Genomic DNA, 18,763 nt, shown 5'->3' with positions numbered 1-18,763 from the left:
GTGGCTACAACGGGCCGCTCCCGCACGCCCCGGGCCGGTCCTGAGGGGGAGGTGGCAGCGCCTGGTATGCCCTGTCGGCGTCGGTCACGGCGTCGACCAGGCGGCAGATCTCCGCCATCACGGCCTGGTAATCGGGACCGTTGTACGGCCGGTCCGGGTCGCAGTTGCGCTGGTCGAACTCGGCGATGTTCTGCGGGTAGCCCCAGTCGAACTCGCCGGGGGTGCCGTTGTCCGGGACGAACCACAGGTAGCCGTCCGGTCCCCGGAAGTGCGCCATCCCGTAGGCCACCACGTACGCCGACGGCACCGGGAAGGCGTCGCTGAACCGGTAGCCGTAGTAGTCGAAGCTGGCGGCCATGGCCATGTGGGTCGGTGTTTCGATCCCGTGCTCGGTCATGAACTGACGAACCCGAGCGGCCACCGTGTCCGGTGGTTCGGTGATGAGCAGCTCGTGTTCGGTGCACCCCGTCTTGCCTGTACCGATCATCCAGCGCATCAGCCCGTCCGAGGCAGCGTGCGGGCTGACACCAACCCGTTCGCCGACGTGCTCGCCGCTGGTGATGTCGAGCCAGATGACGAAGTCGCCGCCCGGCGATTCCGACTCCAGGTACCAGGGCTTCCCGAGCAGATTCGCGACCGGCGCCATCAGGACGGGGCTGTGCTCGTGGTCGCGGTTGCTGGCGTCGCTGAGATCCGTCGGCCACTGGTCACCCCAGTGGGCGTTGATCGCCGTTGCGTCGTACATGTGTTGCTCCTTCTGCTTCCTTGGGTGACCCGGCCGGAGTGCCGGTGCCACTCGGCGATCTGCCCGCCGGGTGCCGGGGCGGGCAGATCACCGGGCGGCTACCGCTGAGCCCGGGGCGGTGTGGGCTGCCGATCGAGGTGCAGTTCGATGGCGGCGGTGACGTCGTCGCGGTCGGGCCGATCGGCGGCGCGCAGGTCGGCCACGGTCCAGGCCACGCGCAGGACGCGGTCGTATCCGTCGTCGGAGACCGTGCCGACGCGGAACAGTTCCAGCAACGGGTTGATGTCGCAGGTCGGCAGCGCGCACACTCCGGTGCGCAGCACCTCTCCCGGCACCAGCGCGTTGACCCGGTACCCGAGGGCCGCCCACCGATCGGCGGCCCGTTCCCTCGCGGCGGCGACCCGTGCGGCGACCACGGCGGACGACTCGCCCGCGTCGCCGTCGCGCGACGCCGGGATCTCGAGCGACAGCCGGATGTCGGTGCGCTCCCACAGCGCGGACATCCGGGCCAGGTACCGGACGCGGTCTCGCGGCGAGCACCCGCAGCGGGACTCGACATCGCTCGACCGTCCGCAGGGGCACGACTGTGCGGCGAGGACCATTTGGGTCCGTGCCGGATAGGTCACCGAAGCGCTGCCGCCCGCGAGGGTGACCTGGCCTTGGTCCACCGGTTGGCGCAGTGCCGTCAGCACCCGGTGTCCGAACTCCGGCGTCTGATCCATGTAGAACACACCTCGATGGGCGAGGCTGATCGCGCCGGGCCGAGGCGCGCGGGGACCCCCACCGATCAGCGACGGAAGGCTGGCCGAGTGGTGAGGGGCGATGAACGGTGGGCGCCGTACCAGCGCGTCTGCCGGGTGCAGCAGTCCCGCCGCCGACCGCAAGGCGGTGACATCCACGGCGTCGTTGTCGCCGAGGTCGGGCAGCAGCGACGGCAGTCGCTCCGCGAGCACCGTCTTGCCGGAGCCGAGCGGTCCGAGCAGACCGAGGTGGTGTCCGCCGGCCGCGGCGACCTCCAACGCCCACCGCTCCCGCGCCATCCCGGCAGGAAGGTCGGCGAGGTCGAGAATCGGTCCGCCCCCGGTGGGTTGCGCCGGACCGGCGTCCGGTCCGGGCAACTCGGGGATGATGCCGAAGCTCGCCCACAGGACGAACTGCCGCAACGAGTCGACCGGGACGAACTGGACGCCGGGAACGAGGCCGGCCTCGTGCGCGTTGGCGGCCGGCACCACAACGGTGCCGAGACCGGCGCGGGCGGCGGCGGCCACCATCGGAAGAGCCCCGCGTACCGGACGGATCGCGCCGTCGAGTCCCAGCTCACCGACCAACACGACGCCGTCCAGCGCAGTCGCGCGGAACACGCCGTTGAGGATGAGGATCGCAGCGGCGAACGCCAGATCCGTGGCGGAGCCGGGCGACGGCTCGTGCGACGGCGGCAGGCTGACCCGCACAGGGCTGCGGGTCACGTCCCAACGCGAATTGGTGATACCGGCGTACAACCGGTCTCGGGTCTCCGGCATGCGTCGGCCGTCCGGACCGAGGACGATGATCCCGGCCCGCCGGTCGGCGACCAGTTCTCCGTGAACCGGTTCGAGGTGGCCGGTGACACCGACCAGCCGAACCCCGTTCGTCGTTACCTGCTCCATGACGCACACTCCCTGCCGGCCAACCGCCGGAGGCGACGCGATCGTGGTACGGACATAGGTGGATCTCCTTCACGAACAGGCGCCTCGCCGCACAACCAGCGGCGAGGCGCACAGGGATAAGGAAGAACCCGCTCACGGAACGGCCGACAAGCGACCCTGGCGAGCGGGGAGAGACCTGAGGCGGACGGTCAGGTCGTCTGCGGGCGGGCGGCGACGATGCCGTGTACTCCCGCGAGGAGGTGGAAGGCGGTGACCAGATGCCGGCGGGCGTCGTCGCCCAGCTCGGCGGCGCGCTCGAACGCCTCACCGGTGCCGGGCACGTCGTCGTCCACCGACGGCAGCGCGGCCTCCAGCAGGGTCACGGTGAGCGCGGCCATTTCGGCGGCGAGGTCGACCAGATCCCGGGCCGACGGTGGACCGTCGCCGGTGGCCCGACGGCGCAGGTCGGTGGCGACAGTGTCGGCGCGGTCGGCCACGGCGGGCAGGATGGTGGGGTCGGACGTGACGGTCATGATCGCTCCCCTGGCAGGCGACAGGTTGCCGCCGCACGGTGTGGTGCGGCGGCTGGCAATCGCCGCTCCATCCGTCCTGGTTGTCAAGGCTGGCGAAGGGACGCCGCGCAGCCATCCATAGCGGGACGTCCCGGGAAGCCGGCCGTATCCGTGCCGTTCTGCAGACCGCAGGAGCACCCGCTTGCGGGCGCAGGTCAGCTTGGCCGGATGGGAGCTGACGTCGGACGCCAGCGGCGGCCTGTCCAGATCTGCCACCGCCCGTCGGCGGTGCCGTCGGCTACGGCGGTGCCGAGTGGCCGCATTGGTTCGTGGCCGCCCGGTGCAACGCTGAGTGATCGGTGTTGGAGCGTGATGCCGTCGGGGTCCACGAGGTGCAGCAACGTCGTGCCGCTGTCGTAGGCCCGTTCGATCGCGTCGGCCAGCATGGGCCCGTCGGACAGCGCTCGCAGCACCCGTGACCGGCTGAGCGGTTGCCCACCCACGCGGCAGCCGTCGAGGAACCGATGGAGCTTCGACCCGAACGCGGCAGGGTCGCTCAGCCGCATGTCGAGGTCGCCGTGCGGCCATCGGCGCAGGGCACCGACCAGGGCGCCATCCCATAGCAAGACCGCGGTGAATGGCGAGTCGGGCGGGGCAGGTTGCAGCCGGACCACCTGGAGGCGCCGGTGCGGTACCCGCACAGCCGGGCCAAGCCAGGCCCCGGCCGCCTGGTGATGCCGCTCGGTCAGGTCACCCACCAGGTGCTCGCACAGCTCCGGCGCGACCATCTGCCAATGCTGAGCGGACACCCGAACCCGGTAGTCGGGGGCGACGTCGCTCGGCAACCCGTCGAGGACATGAGGGTGCCAGAGCAGCTCGTCCTCGTCGACCACGATCATGTCGGCGTCGCTGTGCACGGCGCCGTCAGCGGCCTCCGCACGACCGGCGGTCTCGGCCGCCTGGTCGTCGCGGTGGTGACGCAACTCCGCGGCCAGCGCTTCGGCGACCGAGCGGGTACATCCGAACGCAAGCCAGGAGTCGGTCCGGTAGTGCGCGATGCCGGCGAACCCGATCCGCATGCGTGACGGATCGCCGTCGAGGCGTGCCCAGCCCGGCGCGAACACGCCGACGCCGTGAGCAGGAGCGTCGGTCGGCGATGCCGACACGACGCGTCCGTCGCCGCGCGAGTCCAGCAGCGCCTGACACCAGTCGGCGGCACGGTCGAACAGGCCGGCCTCGAACCCGTCGCAGTACGCCTGGTGTGCCTCCGCGCGTTCCCGGGTGGGCAGCGTTCTCCAGCCGGACGGCCCGCTGTTGACAGCCGCGATCGTGTCCGGGCTGACCGGGTCGCCGACGTCCGGCATGGCCGGCATGTCGAGCACGGTGGACTCGCCATCAGTGAGCCCGTCGAGGACCGCCTGCGCCTGGGACACAGCCTCGACGGCGGCACAGCCGGCGAAGGTGTCCTGCGCCCACCGATCGGCGGCGTTACTACCGGCCTGCTGGCCGGTGGCGTAGACGACGACGAGCATCTGACCCCAAGCCCGTACGGACTCGTCAGTCGTGGGCAGAGCCTCCAGACGGGCGCCGCGGTCCAACAGCAGCGTCCGGTAGTTGCCGTTGTCGAACTCGACGGCGACCAGGCGCCGGGCCGGATCGTAAAGCCTGACAGCGCCGACGTCGCCCGCCTGCATGCCAGGCAGCGACGCGGCGATCAGCTTGATGCGCTGTCCGGGCCAGTAATCGGCCATGGGTACATTCCTCCGATCAGGATGAAACAAGGGATTTGCTGACGCTGTTGTGCCGTCAGCGAAGAGACCTACGCGGCGCACTGCCGCTCGCCGGGGAAGCCGGAATGCCTTCCGCGTAGCGTTCAGCGCTCCGAGGCGTCGGCCGGATAGCTGGCTTCCGCCCCAGGCGACCGTTCTCATGACGATGTCGAACACCGGCACAGCGGCATCGACAGATGAACGAGAAACCTAGAACCACTCGGACACGTTCGCCTTCCACTCCTATTGACCGAGCGGCGCCCCGTGCGCGGTCATCCAGCCCTCCGGCTCCACAGCCCCGGCGCTGCTGGAATCGGAATTGAGGTGCACCTCAAAGTGCAGGTGTGGGCCGCTGGAGTGGCCGGTGGAACCGACCTCGCCGATCGGTTGCCCGGCGATCACCGGGTCGCCGACGTTCACGTACGGCTGGGTCTGCATGTGGCAGTACCGGGTGACGATCCCGCCAGGATGGGCGATGTCCAGGTACCAACCGCAGCCCCGCGTGAGTTCGGGGCTCCCATCGCGGTCACAGCCCCATTCACCGCCGGTGCGGGTGTCGATGGCGTTGCAGCGCATCCGCTCGACGGTGCCGGAGGCGGCGGCGACGATCGTGGTGTGCCGGGCCGCGCCGAGGTCGACCCCGTCGTGGCCGGGCCGGGAGCCGGTCCGGAACCCGGACACGACCGTCGCGTGCACCGGCTGGGTCCAGCCCTGCGCGGAGACCCCGCTGCACGGGTTGATCCCCACCGTGGACAACTCCAGCGCGGCACCGACGTGGCTGACCAGGCGGATCGCCTCGGCCGTGTGCTTCGCGTACGCGTCTGGATACGCCGACCGCTGCACCTTCTGGGCTGCCTGGGTGAGCGGCATCTGTTGCCAGCCTTCGACGGTGAGCAGCTTGTCGAAGAACTTGCCCGCCTGGTAGGCCGGGCTCCTGAGCTGTTCCGGGGTGCCCCACCCCTGCGAGGGTCGTTGCTGGAACAACCCGATGGAGTCGTCCGCGCCGCCGGCCAGGTTCCGTAGGGTCGACTCCTGCATGGCGGTGGCGGTGGCCACCACCCACCCCCACGGCGGCACAGCTTTGGTGTTGCCGACCGTGAGGATCGTCGCGACGTGGGAGAGCTGTTCGCCGTCCCAGCCGTCGAAGGCCGGGATCGGACCGCCCGAGCCGATCGGGCCGGGTACGGCCGATGCGCTGGCGGACGGTGCCGTCGTGGCGGGAATACAGGTCGTGCCGTTGCCGCCGCCGAAGATCGCGGCAGCGCCGAGCAGCGGGATGGCGATGATCGCGGCGAGGACCGCGACGATGAGGCTGATGAGGTTTCGCATGGCGGCGCACTCCTTCCCGGGGCGTGAAACGGAGAAAGGCCGGTGGGCCGCCCTCACAGGGCGGCCCACCGACCTCAGGTGAACTGGTAGTGCGGTGACGTGCTACGCGGTGGCGTCGGGCTGCGGCACCTCGGCGTCAGCCGGCGGCTGTGCGCCGTCGGCCGGGGTGTCCTCCGCTGCCGGGGCGTCGTCGGCGTTGGTGTCCTGAGCTGGTGCGTCGTCGGTGCCGGGCTTGGTTTCCTGGTTGCTGCCGGTCTCGCCGTCGGGCTGCTGCTGTTCGGTGACCTTGAGCTTGTAGCGCTCGGGGTTGTCGCCGATCAGCTCGGCCTTGCCCTCCTTGTCGAACTTGCGCATCGCGTTGGTCATGGCGCCGGGGCTACGGCCGGGGATGTGGATGGCGAGGCGGCCACCGGTCCAGCCGACGATGCCCTGGAAGGCGGGCAGCGGCTGCTCCCGCATCACCTTCTCGACCATGGCCTCCAGCTCGCCGGGGAGCAGCTTCGGCAGTCCGTTGGCCAGGATGACCGGCTCGCCGGGGTCGCCCCGCCGGACCTGCGGCATGTCCTTGCGGCACTTCCCGCAGTAGGCCGGGGTCTTCTGCCAGCAGCACTCGCAGATCTTCGGCATCTGCGTCTGGCAGCCGCGGCACAGCTTCGGCGGTTCCGCCGCGGCCTTGTTCTCATCGCCGTCCGGCTTCCCGCCGTCCGGCTTCCCGCCGTCCGGCTTCGCCTCGCCGTCCGGCTTCCCGTCGCCGTCCGGGGTGTTGGCCTCGCCGTCCGGGGTGGCCTCGGTGTCGGGCTGGCCGTCGCCGTCGGACGTGTCCCCGCCGTCGGCCGGTGCCTCGCTGGCCGGGGCGGTGCCGTCGCCGTCGCCAGTGGCCGGAGGCTCGGCACCGGGCTTCAGGTCCGCCGCCGGGTTGGTTGCCTCGGCCTGCGTCGCGGCGTCGGCGTCCGTGGGGTCGGTGTCGGGCGCGTCGGTGTCCGGCTCGGTGACGTTGTCGACGCCATCCGGTTCCGGCTGGCCGGCCTCGGTGTCGGCCGGGGCCTCGGCGAGCTGCCAGCGGGTCGGGGCGCCGTCGGCGGGGTCACCGCCGTCGTCGACCTTGACGATCAGGCCGGCCTTGGCCAGGTCGTTGATGGCCTTGTCGGTGGTCGAGCGGCTGCGGCCGGTGCGGTCGCTCAGCTCGTGCACGTTGCCGGGTCCGGCGTTCAGTGCGTCGAGCGTGAGCTTCGCGCTGGGTGAGAGTTTCTGGTTGTCCATTGCGGACGTTTCCCTTCTTGGGGTTGTGGATAGGGCAAAGCCCGACCCCCGGGGTGAGGGTCGGGCTCGTCTGTGGGCGCCCGGCTATCGGGCGGAGGTGGCGCGGGCCTGCGCGGCCAGCAGCGCGACGACCGGCGCGGGCGTCTCGGCGGCCGGAGCGATCTGGCGTTGGAGGTTGCGCAGGGCGGCACGTTCGAGGTACCGGACCGCTTCGACCGTTCGGCCCATCGCGACGGCTGCGGCGTCGCGGGGGTAGCCGTCGAGGTGACGCAGTTGGATGGCCTGGCGCTGGCCCGGGGTGAGCCGGGCGAGGGCGTGCACGAACGTCATCCGGGAGAACGCCTCGGACACGGTCGGCTCAGCCGATCCGAGCGGATCCGGGGTGGGCCGGGTCTGCTGGTCTTCGCCGACGGTCAGAGCAGCGCGGACGTAGCGGCGGTTCGACCACCGGTGGCGGGTCACCGCCCGCGCCGCGAGCCGCAGCAGGGAGCCCGTCGGGTCGTCGCCGATGAGGGTCGGCTCGGCCAGGGCGAAGCAGTACGCGTCGTGGACGAGGTCGTCGATGGCGTCACGGTCACGGTCGCGCATGCGGACGGCGACGTAGCGGGTGACGCGGTCCAGGGTGACCTGGTACAGCTCCGCGAACGCGGACCGGTCACCGCAGCGGGCCCGATCGACGAGGTCGGCGTCGATGACAGGTCGGCGGCTGGTCAGCGATGGCGGGTGAAGGGTCGTGGCCATGGCAGGTTTCCCTCCTGGGTCGGTGCGGGAAGCCGGGCGTGGCCGTACGGCCACGCCCGGGGTGCGCGCGATGGCGCAGGGTTTGGCCGGGCGACGGCCGTTGGTTCAGGGAGGTGCTGGCATCTGCGGGCGTTCGGCCGGGACGCGGGTCAGGCGACCAGCGCGGCCTGTTCGGCGGTGGTGAGGTCGGCCGGTGTGCTGCCGTGCCACTGCCCGGAGTCGCGTAGCGCCCACCAGCGCAGCAGCGACCGGCAGGCGGCGGCCTCGTCGTCGGCCGGTGGCAGCGGGTAGACCAGGTGCGGGCAGGTGGCCCGGTGCTCGGGATGGGTGAAGGCGGTGGCCTGCCACCCGGCGCTGCCGAGCCAGATGCCGCCGACGAGGGTGCCGGTGCTGGACAGCCCGTGCACCTCGGCGGCGACCGCGTCCGACGCCACGAACCAGCCCAAGCCGGTCTCGTCCGCGCTGAGCGCGACCATGCCCTTGCTCGGGTCGTACGGCTGCACCCACAGGTGCCGTGAGCGAGTGTCGCGGGTGGTGTGCCGGTACCGGCGCCACACCAGGTACAGCCTCAGCAGCGCCTCACGTTGGGTGTCGAACCGTTCGAGCTGCTGCGCGATGCGGACTGTGTCCACGTCCAGCGAGTACGGGTACACCGTCGCCAGGTCGGTGATCGTGCTGGCGTGCCAGTGGCCCAACTCGCCGACCTGGGTCAGCGTGCGGGTCAGCAGTCCGACGGTGGTGTTGAAGTCGTGCGCGGCACGGCCGAGTTCGACCGCGATGTGGGCGATCGGGTCGCCGCTGTCGGTGTCGCCGGCGTCGTAGCGCCACAGGTGTTCGGTCATGGCGTCGTTGGTGGTGACCGCGATAGCGGTCAGCGCGGGGTCGTACGGCACGGTTAGGGGTCTCCTCACGGGGTGTTCGGGCCGCCCCGACGGGCGGCCGAAATGGGGCCGCCCGGCATGGGCCGGGGCGTATCGCCGCTCCATCCGCACGCCTGGTCAAGGCGCGGTGGAGGGCTCGAACGGCAAACAGCCGGTCGCGAAAATCGCGACCGGCTGTCTATAGGAGGGTGCGGGTGATTCCAGGGGGTCAGTTCCGCGAAGGCCCGAACAGCGAGAAGCTGATCACCATGGCCTGCCGGAAACCCCGTTCCTGGAGTTGCGTGTTGAGTTGGTCGACATCCTCATGCGTGATGGGACGGTCCAACGTGAGGTCTTCGCGGCCGAATGCCAGCGTGCCGCCGGTGTAGTGCGTGAATGCGCAGAGGTAAACGTATGGGGTGTGGATGCAGTGCATGACAGGTCCTTTCGGTTGAATGTGGAAGTGAGGTCAGGGCTGTGTTGCGACGGTGAGGGCGAGGATCTGGTGGCTGCGACGCAGCGTGTTCAGATACGCGCCGGCCTCGGCCAGGAAGCGCAGCTTGTCGGCCAGGGTGTTGGATACGGGCTGAAGGAGCCGGCCGTCATCGGTGACAACCGCGTCTCCGGTGATGGCCTGCTGCCAGTGCACGACCGTGTAGGTCGCTTCCCCGGCCTGGTAGGCGTCCAGCTCGTACGGGTCGAGCTCGAACTGCGAGCAGGGGTGCGTGTTGAACGACAACATCGCCAGCACGCGGGGCTGTGCCTCGAACCGGCGGCGGGCCTCCTCCAAGGTGACCTTGGCGGGGGCGGCCTTGTGCTGGGCGAGGAAGTCGCCCCAGGGCTTCGCGGCCGGAGTGGTGCGGACGACCTGAGCCCAGGTGCGCCACCGGATCATGGCGGCGGTGTTGGCTCGGGTGACCGCGGCGGTCAGGTCGAGGCGGCTCTTGCGGCCACCGGCGGCCCAGACGACCGCGCCGAAGCGGCGAGTCACCTGCACCAGGTGGCGAGCCGACCAGCGGCTGACCCAGCCGATGATCCGTCCCCGGCGGACCGGGAACATGGTGTGCGGAGTGCCAGCCGGCAGGTTGTGCCAGTCCAGGATCTCCGAGGCGGAGAACCAGTCGATCGGCTTGTCGGCGGGCATGCAGACGATGACGGTACGAGCGTTGCTGTTGATGGACACGGCAGGGTGCTCCCTTCGCATGGGTCTTGCGGGCAGGTGGGATGAACACCGGTGCCGTCGCCGGAGGACTGCTGTGGACAACGCCGAGGCGAACACCAGCCGACCCGAAAAAGGGTGGGCTGAAGGTGTGTTCGCGCTGGCGCGCGAGTCGAAGGTGGCGACGAACGGTGCTGGAACAAATAGATGTGCTCGCACCGTAGCTTCGCCACCTGACAGGGCCGGCCCCGCCGGAAACCTCCGGCGGGGCTGTGACCTGCGGTGTCAGGAACCGGGCCTCCGGCTGACAGGTCCTGTCAGGTCCGCTCCGCGGGAGGGAGCGGTCAGGCCGCGAGGTCGGCCTGACCTGACAGGTCGAGCTGCCCTTCGACCCAGTTCGGATTGCTCACCGTGTTCATGCCGTGGTCGGTGGGCAGGTCCACCAGCGAGACGCGCTGCCATCCGTCGACCGGCAGCCACACCGCGTCGGCGGGGTCCTTGTCGTGCGTGGCGGTGGCGACCGGCACCTCCGGCAGCATCCCCCGCAGCATCTGCTGGAGGTGCGACTCCCGGTCGGCGTTGGGCAGCCAGAACAGCACCGGGTAGGTCGGACCACCGGACGCGGCGAGCCGTTCGTACGCCTCCAGCTTCGCGACGACGCGGGTCAATGGCTCGGTGCCCATGTCGGTCTCCAGGAACCAGCCGACCGTGCGCCCGTTCTCGGTCCACAGTCCGTGCCCGTCCGGGCGCACGCGCATGAACCTCGTGGTGGCGGTCCGTTCGGACCACCACCGGTCCAGCCGGACCCGCTGGTCGATGCGGGCGGTGAACGCCAGCCGCACGAAGAACTCGTTCGTCGCGAGCAGGTGCGGCAGGCGGGGGCGGGCGGCCAGCCGGTTGACCTGGTCGCGGTGGGCGCGGACGGTCGGTGCCGGGCGGCCGGTGGCACCGGCCATGAACCGGGCACCGGCGAGGCCGAGCACCCAGTGCCACGGCTCGGACCCGCCGATGAGGCGGGCGAACTTGAACCGGTCCAGCAGGCCCAGCGTGTACAGCTCGCGGAGCCGGATCTGACAGGTACGCATCGCCCGGTAGTGCAGGCGGTGGACCTGATCGGTGGTCAGGACCAGGTGCTCATCCAGCTGGGTGAGCAGGTGCCGGTCGCGGGGGGTCAGATGGTGATAGAGGGCCAGAGGATTGTTGGCCGAGGCGGATATGGGCATACGCAGTCACCCCTCACAGGTAGAGAGACACTCCCGGTACGGGAGTCTGGGCAGATGGATCTTGCGGACCGGTGGACAGATCCGCTGGTGGACGGCCTGACAGCCACCCATGTCGGGCTCGTTCGGGGCCTCGTTTCCCAGACACCCCCGAACGAGAGACCAGCCGAGAACCCCAGCGAGCACCCGGACGAGGAGCACCAGACGAACACCGGAACCACAGTGGAGCGGTCAGACGCCGCCGGTTCAGGGCTGTTGCCGGCTGGTGCGCCGGTGAAGCGACCTGCGGGCAACCTGCTGCATGGCGGATTCCTCGGTCGGCCGGGCGTGCGCCACGGCGACCCTCTGCCGGATCAGCAGGGCCTCACCGGCCACCTCCACCGGCGGGTTGGTGGTGAAGGTGAACGCCGGCATCTCCCGGTTCGCGACCAGCAACCGTCCGGAGGCGGTGAACACGTCCAGATGCGACAGGTCGTGGTCTTCCAACTCGGGCTTCGTGTGCTTGGCCAGCTCGCGGGCGTCGTTCGGGTCGACGTTGAAGAAGACCTTCGACCGGGCGTTCGCCGAGACCGCGTCGGCGGTCTCCTTCGGCAACTGCGCCAGGTTCTGATGCGCCAGGACCAGGCCCAGCCGGAACCCGCGGGCCTCGGCCAGCATGTCGTCCACCGAACCCGGCAAATTCAGGAAGTTCTGACATTCATCGATGTAAAGGGTGGCGTCCTTACGTTCGTCCTCCGGCTGGCCGGCGCGGGCGATGGCGGCCTGCCAGACCCGGGCGACGATCAGCGACCCGAGGATCCGGGCGGTCTCCTCACCGAGCACACCCTTGGGCAGCCGGCACAGCAGCAGACCGCCGTCCAGGATCTTCGACATCTGGAACGAGGTGTGCGCCGAGCCGATGACGTCCTTGACGAAATCGCGCAGCAGGAACGCCCGCAACCTCGCCAGGACCGGGCCGATGACCTGGGCACGCTGGCCCTCGTTCATCGAGTCGTACCAGACCCAGAACCCGCCCAGCCCTTCCGGGTCGGACAGGTCGTGGGTGAACCGGCCCCTAAACTGCCGGTCGCTCAGCAGCGACGACACCAGCGACAGGGTCGGGTGGGCGTGGCGCATCAGGGTCAGGCACGACACCCGCAACGTGTCGTCGATGCGTGGCCCCCAGTGCCGTTGGAAGATCTTGGAGAAGACGCCGACGAGGTTGTCCACCGCCAGGTGCGGGTCGCCGCCGTCGTCGAGGGGGTTGAAGCAGGCCGGGTTGTCCTGCTCGGGGTCGATGATCGCGATCCGGTCGGCGTAGTCGGCCGGCAGCCGGTCCAGGATGTCCTTCACCAGGTCGCCGCGCGGGTCGATGACCACCGTGCCCCGCCGGGCGTGCACGTCGGACAGGATCATGTTGAGCAGCAGCGTCGACTTGCCGACGCCGGTCTTGCCGATCAGGTGCATGTGCTGGCGGGCGTCGACCACATTCAGCCCGACGGAGTGCCCACCGATCTGGGACTTCCCGAGTACCTTCACACCGCGCCCGCCGGACGGGATCGCCGCCGGCGCCGGCACCGCCCGAGCCCTCGCCCGGTCCAAGCCCGGCACGGCGAGATCCTGCGGCAGCGCCGCGAGTACGGCCAGCTCCTCGACGGTGGCGAGGAACCCGCGCAGCAGCCGCCGGGAGGCGAGCACCGCGACCGGCTGGGCCATCTTCATCCGCCGCAACCGGTTCGGGCGGGTGTAGGTGGCCGCTGCTGAGGCGAACGTGTGCGCCAGCCCGTGCAGCCGTGCCCGCATCTGCCGGTGCCGCTCGTCGTCGCGCCGCCGCTGGTCCCTGGTGAGCTTGTCGGCCTCGCGGCGCTTTCCGCCGTTGTCGCTCTGGTCGGCGACGGCGACGGCATAGCGGATGGCGATCTCGAAGTGCGGCACCCGCACCGCCTTGTCCACCACCGCGTGCTGGTGGGCGTCGGCGACCGCATCACGGACCTCCAGCCGCGACCCTGATGTCCGCGCCGTCGTGGTCCGGCGGGTGGGGCCGGGAAGGAACACCTCCAGGAGCCATAGGACAGGCTCGATCGCGAGGCGCGCCATGCTGTTGACCGCCTTGTTGGCGACGTCGCCGCCCGGGGTGCCGGCGGGCTTCGACGCGGCCCGGCGTGCGCGGCGCACCCGGCGGGCCGAGGCGGGCCGTGCCAGGATCTGCACGCACGCGTGTTCCCGGTTGCGGACCCCGGCACCGGCCGACAGCAGCGCCCGCAGCGGGTCCGCATCGTGTTCGGTGCGTAGCGGCAGCGAGTCGGTTTCCTGCGGCCACAACGCCCCACCGGCCTGCTCCGCCACCGTCCACGGGATCGGCGGTCCGGCCGTCTCGTCGACCGCGACGGTGCAGGCGGGCCACGCCGCCCGCACCGCGCTCTCCACCGAACCGGGCGGCACCGTGCCGGGCACCCACAGCCGGATCGTCAACGTCCGCCCGGTCCAGATGTACTCCCACCCGACGTGCGGCGTGCCATACAGCCGGCGCCGCCACACCGACGGCGTGAGCACCCCGGTCATGGTCGACCACAACGCGGCGGCCGACTCCGGGGTGACCTCCGGCGGCGCGGCGACGCTCACCCAGCGGGCACCCTCGACGAGCCGGCGGTGCCGCCACACCAGGAACTGGTCCCGGCCGAACACGTACCCGACCAGACCCAGCGCCGCGACCAGGGCCAGCCACGGCAGGTCGGTCACCCACGACACCCAGGACTCCCACGGCAGCTCAGTCATCGCTGCTCACCGCCGATCCCCGTTACCGCAAGGCGATGCTCACTGCCGGAGGCTTGGGACCGAAACGGCACCCTCGAACGGCCAGCGACCAAGAGCCCCTCGCCCCTGCCCACCGACAGCAACAGCCGGGCCTCGCCACCGGTCAGGCCGAACGCATCGGTGACCGCATCGATGGCCTGCGTGGACTGACGCATCAACACCTGCGTCGCCGCGTTCGACACCACGGCGAGGCCGAGATCCGACCCGAGCACATCGGCGGCGTCCTGCGTCACGACGGTCAGGCCGGCGTTGCGTTTCCGGGCCGCCTTCGCCATCCGGGACAAGAACCGCGCGCCCTCCCCATCACGCATCAGCAGCCAGGCTTCATCGACCACGACGAGGCGTTTCGCCCGGTGGTCGCTGCTGGCCGTCTGGTCGATGCGCCCCCAGATGTGGTTGAGCGTGAGCAGGGTGCCGATGGTGCGCAGCTCGTCCGGCAGATGCCGCAGCGACCACACCACCAGGTGCCCGTCCGGGCGGGTACTGGTCGGCCCGTCGAACAGGTCCTTGTAGCTGCCGGAGGTCCACGGGGCGAGCCGGGCGGCCATCTGCTGCGCGGCCGGATCCGTGTCGGCGGTCAGCGTTGCGGCCAGATCAGCGAGTAACGGCGCCGGCCTTCCCCAGGTTGCCGGGTCGTGGCTGATCCCGGCCGCGGAGTAGGTCGCGGTGATCGCCCGGTCCAGAGCCTGCCGCTCGCTCGGCGGCGGGACCGCCCCCAGCATCACCTTGATGATGCTGTGCAGGGTCAGTTGGTGGTCGCGGAACGCCGTGACCTCGGTATTGGCGGGCAGGTCGAGCGGGTTGAGCCGGACCCCGGGCGCCCCGAGCTGGATGACGGTGCCGCCCACATGCTCGGCCAGGGCCGTGTACTCGTCCTCCGGGTCGATCACCGCGACCTCGACACCCTGGTACAGGCTGCGCAGCACTTCCAGCTTGACGAAGTACGACTTTCCGGCGCCGCTTCTGGCGAGCACCACCGAGTTGTGGTTGTCCTGTGCCCACCTGTTCCACATCACCACCCCGTGCGAGGTGGTGTTCACCCCGTACATCACCGCGTCGGCACTCGCGTGCTGGCCCGGCGCCGGGGCGGCGAGGTCACCGGACGCGAACGGGAACGCCGCGGCCAAACTTTCGGTGTCGAAGATGCGCCGCATCCCCAGCTTGTCCACCCCGAGCGGCAGGGTGGTGGTGTAGCCGAGGTGGTGCCGGAACGTCGCCGGCTGCAAGTCCAGCAGCATCGACGCGGCAGCCGACCGCACCCCGGCGGCCGTGTCGTACAGCTCGTCCAGCGAACGGCCGTGCACGGTCACGTAGACCGACCCGTGGTGCAGCTTCGACGCGCCCCGGGCCACGCGCTCGGCCAGGCCGGCGGCATCGGTGGCGGCGGCGTCCACCGTCGGATCACCGAGCTTGCCGCGCTCGGCGTCGATACGCCGGCTGGACTCGAGGCGGGCGCGCTGTTTGGTGAGCATCGGTGCGGCGATCGGCGCCGGCACCGGCTCGGTGTGCACGGCGACGGTGACCCGGCCCGGGTAGGACAGCAGAGGGACCAACCATGCCGGTCCGACCTCGGCCGGGTAGCCGCACACCGCGTAGGTGGCCGCGTAGCCGTCGCCGACCCGCACGTGGGTCGGTGTCACCTCCAGGACCGCCGGCGTCGGCGCTGTCTCGGCCGGGGCCGTCGCGGTGGTACGGGTGCGGGTGAGTTTCATCGTTTCCCCCTGTCGGTCGTGGTGGAGGTGGTGATCGGGATGCCGGGCACGGCGCGGGGGCCGGGCACCGGCGGGAGGTAGGGGTCGACGCCGCTGGCCAGCGCAGCGGTGACCGCGCCTCCATCGAGGGGGTCCGCGGACACCCCGAGGGCGCCGAACGCGCGGACGGTCGACTCGCGGGCCGGTCCAGCCGGGACCACGGCGAGCACCTGGCGGCGCAGCGGATCGCGGGTGGCGTCGAGGTCGAGCAGGAACGAGGCGTAGTCGTCGGCCGCCCGCCGCAGCGCCTCGTGCGGCAGCCTGGCCGTGTGGTCCAGCACCGCGTGCGCGTACGGGGTCAGGTCGTGCCGTTGCGCGGCGACGACGATCTGCGCCGGGCCGGTCAACGCGTTGAGCCATTGCCCGAACCCGGACAGCAAAGCCGCCTGTTCCTGCCCGGTGCGCAGCGCCACATTGGTGGTGCCGCAGGCGATCACGCAGCGGGCCGCGCCGTCCACGGTGAGCGTGCCGTCGGCGGCGATCCTCGTGGCGGCTATCCGCAGCGGCGCCGGTACCTTCGGCGGTGCGCTCATCTCGACCAGCGCCTGTCCGGGCCGCGTGAGGCCCGGGGTTTGCAGCTTCGGTACCCGCCGCAGGGCGAACCCGTGGCGTAGCCACACATCCAGCGGCAGGCCGTCACGGCGGCCGAGCGCGACGAACACCGTCACCCCGGCGACCGGGATCGCGGCGATCACCCACGCCATCGGGGGCAGCAGCGGACCGAAGTTCTTGTACAGCAGCCAGCCGGCACCGGCGACGGTGCCGATGATGGCGAGCTGCCTGAACGACAGCCCCCAAGCGATCTTGTCGGGGGTGCCGATGTCGGCGGGCACCGAGGCCCGGGGCAGGTGATCGTCCATAGCGGAACTCCTTGCGAAAGGGATGTCAGGGAAGTCCGGGAATGCGCAGACGGCGGGTGATCGACTGGAGGACCACGGCACGCAGTACGACTCCGGCGGTGGACATCTGGCCGCCGCCTCGGGAGACGTAGCGGGCGACCAGCTTCGGGATGCGCACGGTCAGCATCAGCAGGCTGGCGGCGATGAACAGGTTGAACACGTCCGTGCTCGGCAGGCCCGCGGGCAGGCCCAGCAGGATCGCCGCGTTGCTGTCCGGATCGAGCAGCAGGTTCACGCCGGTGGTGAAGAAGATCGCCTGCAACACCGGTGTGGCCAGGCAGCCCAGCAGCGAGCGCCACCACAGCTCGGCGACGGGCTGCGTCTGCGGCAGGGCGTAGCAGGCGAGAGCGGCCGGGGCGATCCCGGCGAGCACGATCAGCGTGGCGATCCGCCCGAACCAGCCGACCAGCAGCATGTAGAACAGCACAACGATGACCAGCCCGATCACCACCGCAAGGACGGCGGAAGCCGGGTCGCTCATCGCGCCCAGGATGCGGGCCTTGACGAACTCGATGACCTGCGGACCGGACGCGGTCTCGCCGACCATCGCGAGCATCAGCGCGTTGGCCGCCTCGATGAGCATCCGGCACAGCTCGCTGCCGAAATTGGCGATCACGAACCCGAACACCAGACGCGGCAACAGGTCTTTGGCCTGATACCGGATCTGGAACGTGCCATGGGTCATCGCGATGGCCCCGGCAGCGATGATCGCCAGCACGAACGCGGCGTTGACCACCACCATCGAACGGCTCACCAGCAGTTGCACCTGCGGGAAGACGGTGACGTCAGGGCTGGTGAAGAACGTGGCGGTCAGGAACGAGACCAGCCCGCCGAGCATTCCCTGGACACGCTCGGCGAGCCACTCGATCAGGCCGTTGTACAGCCAGTCGGTCATGACGGCTTCAGCCGCCGAGGATGCCCTGCAAGACTTGCAGGATCACCGGTGCGAGGATGGCCAGGGCATAGCCGGCCAGGGCCGCCTTGAAGTTGCCCTTGGCCTGTTCTGCCTGGGCCGGGTCACCCCCGGCGGTCATGTACCGCAGGCCCCCGACAACGAGGAACAAGGTGGCCACGGCCGCCAAGATCCCCATGATCCACAACTTGAGGCCGTTGACGACCTCGGGGATGGTCTTCGCCGCCAGGACGTCCGGGGCGGGTGCTGCGGCGAGCAGGTCTCCGGCGAAAGAGACGACGGTGTGCGCGTGCATGGGCGGTCTCCACAAGGGATTCGTGGGACCGCCTCGGTGGGAACCTCGCGCGGATGCTGGCCGGTGGGGGCGCTCCTCCCTACGTCGATGCGAAGGTTGGGGGTCAGTACGCCGTACCGGATCGCGGCCAGCCGCCCGAGATGGGTAACCCCACCGAGGCGGGCACGCCATCAGCGGCATGCACCGCCCAGACCTCCGCTGTCAGCTCGAACGAACTCGCCGCCGACCTGACGCGACCTGACCGGACCTAACGGCGCTGGTAGATCCCGGTACCAGCGATCGAGCGGCTTGTGACCGACTGCCGTTGATAGGACCGGGCACTGCCGCGACTGCGAGTTCAGGCTCCGCGCCGTCAACCTCGGATGAGAGGTTGACTACGGTGACTGCGTTTCGATAGGAGGCCGCCATGGCGGCGCGGGATCACCCGATAGCCCTCGAACGAGCTGCTGGATTGGACCGGCTGCGCACGCTCTCGGCGGCCGGTTGGGCGATGTCGCGGCAGGAACCTGGTGAGACCTAGCGTCGGAGGTTGGAGGCGGATGACGTCCCGCCTCGCGATCGCTTTGCGCACACCTTCTCCGGCGATCGAACTTGTCCATTGCCTCTACGCTGAGTTGGGAATCGGCGACTCATATGCGGGAGGCGGCCGGCCACCGTGGGCAAATTCTCCGACGATCGTGACGAACCCGACTATGTCGACCCAACAGTCCTCAACTCAGGCAACGAGCGCGACGCCTCGGACCTGCCAACGCCGGACGAAATCGACCCAACCCTCCTCAACCCGGGTAACCAGCACGACGCCTCGGACCTGCCAACGCCGGACGAAATCGACCCAACCCTCCTCAACCCGGGTAACCAGCACGACGCCTCGGACCTGCCAACGCCGGACGAC

The 18,763-nt window shown here is 70.4% G+C and carries 17 protein-coding genes; 1 reads left to right on the top strand and 16 read right to left on the bottom strand.

Translation table 11 applies throughout. The features are described from left to right. Positions 1-4: 4 nt before the first annotated feature. The 16 genes from AB0O15_RS37920 to AB0O15_RS37845 all read right to left on the bottom strand — a co-directional run bounded on the left by AB0O15_RS37920 (position 5) and on the right by AB0O15_RS37845 (position 17,871). Positions 5-745: a hypothetical protein gene (locus tag AB0O15_RS37920; protein WP_364329484.1), complete on the bottom strand. Its 741-nt coding sequence runs from the start codon at positions 743-745 to the stop codon at positions 5-7. A gap of 98 nt (positions 746-843) precedes the next feature. Continuing rightward, a complete protein-coding gene (locus AB0O15_RS37915) occupies positions 844-2,391 on the bottom strand; it encodes an ATP-binding protein (protein ID WP_364329481.1) in 1,548 nt (515 codons plus the stop codon). A gap of 188 nt (positions 2,392-2,579) precedes the next feature. Next, on the bottom strand, positions 2,580-2,903 hold the full coding sequence (locus AB0O15_RS37910) for a hypothetical protein (RefSeq protein WP_364329478.1): 324 nt from the start codon (positions 2,901-2,903) through the stop codon (positions 2,580-2,582). Between the two features lie 194 nt (positions 2,904-3,097). Next, positions 3,098-4,633 carry a hypothetical protein gene (locus tag AB0O15_RS37905; protein ID WP_364329476.1) on the bottom strand — a complete coding sequence of 512 codons (1,536 nt, stop codon included), beginning with the start codon at positions 4,631-4,633 and terminating at the stop codon, positions 3,098-3,100. A gap of 261 nt (positions 4,634-4,894) precedes the next feature. Further along, on the bottom strand, positions 4,895-5,980 hold the full coding sequence (locus tag AB0O15_RS37900) for a M23 family metallopeptidase (protein WP_364329473.1): 1,086 nt from the start codon (positions 5,978-5,980) through the stop codon (positions 4,895-4,897). 102 nt (positions 5,981-6,082) lie between these two features. Then, positions 6,083-7,240 (bottom strand): MarR family transcriptional regulator, encoded by a 1,158-nt coding sequence (locus AB0O15_RS37895; protein ID WP_364329470.1) that lies wholly within the window; start codon positions 7,238-7,240, stop codon positions 6,083-6,085. Positions 7,241-7,324: 84 nt separating this feature from the next. Then, positions 7,325-7,981 carry a sigma factor-like helix-turn-helix DNA-binding protein gene (locus AB0O15_RS37890; RefSeq protein WP_364329467.1) on the bottom strand — a complete coding sequence of 219 codons (657 nt, stop codon included), beginning with the start codon at positions 7,979-7,981 and terminating at the stop codon, positions 7,325-7,327. A 149-nt stretch (positions 7,982-8,130) separates the two neighbouring features. Next, positions 8,131-8,874: a hypothetical protein gene (locus AB0O15_RS37885; RefSeq protein WP_364329464.1), complete on the bottom strand. Its 744-nt coding sequence runs from the start codon at positions 8,872-8,874 to the stop codon at positions 8,131-8,133. Between the two features lie 196 nt (positions 8,875-9,070). Continuing rightward, complete coding sequence (locus AB0O15_RS37880) at positions 9,071-9,277, bottom strand: hypothetical protein (protein WP_364329462.1); 207 nt, start codon at positions 9,275-9,277, stop codon at positions 9,071-9,073. 33 nt (positions 9,278-9,310) lie between these two features. Further along, positions 9,311-10,024 (bottom strand): hypothetical protein, encoded by a 714-nt coding sequence (locus tag AB0O15_RS37875; RefSeq protein WP_364329459.1) that lies wholly within the window; start codon positions 10,022-10,024, stop codon positions 9,311-9,313. Positions 10,025-10,344: 320 nt separating this feature from the next. Continuing rightward, positions 10,345-11,223, bottom strand: coding sequence for a replication-relaxation family protein (locus AB0O15_RS37870; RefSeq protein WP_364329456.1), 879 nt, complete (start codon positions 11,221-11,223; stop codon positions 10,345-10,347). A 243-nt stretch (positions 11,224-11,466) separates the two neighbouring features. Continuing rightward, the gene (locus AB0O15_RS37865; RefSeq protein WP_364329454.1) at positions 11,467-13,974 is read right to left on the bottom strand and encodes a type IV secretion system DNA-binding domain-containing protein; all 2,508 of its coding nucleotides are present in this window, start codon (positions 13,972-13,974) and stop codon (positions 11,467-11,469) included. Further along, on the bottom strand, positions 13,971-15,725 hold the full coding sequence (locus AB0O15_RS37860; protein WP_364329451.1) for an ATP-binding protein: 1,755 nt from the start codon (positions 15,723-15,725) through the stop codon (positions 13,971-13,973). The genes AB0O15_RS37865 and AB0O15_RS37860 overlap by 4 nt, the downstream gene beginning before the upstream one ends. Next, positions 15,722-16,624, bottom strand: a complete 903-nt coding sequence (locus AB0O15_RS37855; RefSeq protein WP_364329449.1) for a PrgI family protein — start codon at positions 16,622-16,624, stop codon at positions 15,722-15,724. The genes AB0O15_RS37860 and AB0O15_RS37855 overlap by 4 nt, the downstream gene beginning before the upstream one ends. Positions 16,625-16,649: 25 nt before the next feature. Next, positions 16,650-17,558, bottom strand: coding sequence for a conjugal transfer protein TrbL family protein (locus AB0O15_RS37850; protein ID WP_364329446.1), 909 nt, complete (start codon positions 17,556-17,558; stop codon positions 16,650-16,652). Between the two features lie 7 nt (positions 17,559-17,565). Beyond that, positions 17,566-17,871 carry a pilin gene (locus AB0O15_RS37845; protein WP_364329443.1) on the bottom strand — a complete coding sequence of 102 codons (306 nt, stop codon included), beginning with the start codon at positions 17,869-17,871 and terminating at the stop codon, positions 17,566-17,568. A gap of 655 nt (positions 17,872-18,526) precedes the next feature. On the opposite strand from AB0O15_RS37845, the gene AB0O15_RS37840 reads away from it, so the two are divergent. Further along, the coding region (locus AB0O15_RS37840) for a hypothetical protein (protein WP_364329440.1) at positions 18,527-18,763 on the top strand (237 nt) is incomplete at its 3' end.

Source organism: Actinoplanes sp. NPDC089786, assembly GCF_040684855.1.
Lineage (GTDB): Bacteria > Actinomycetota > Actinomycetes > Mycobacteriales > Micromonosporaceae > Actinoplanes.
This window is presented reverse-complemented; position numbering and strand designations above follow the sequence as displayed.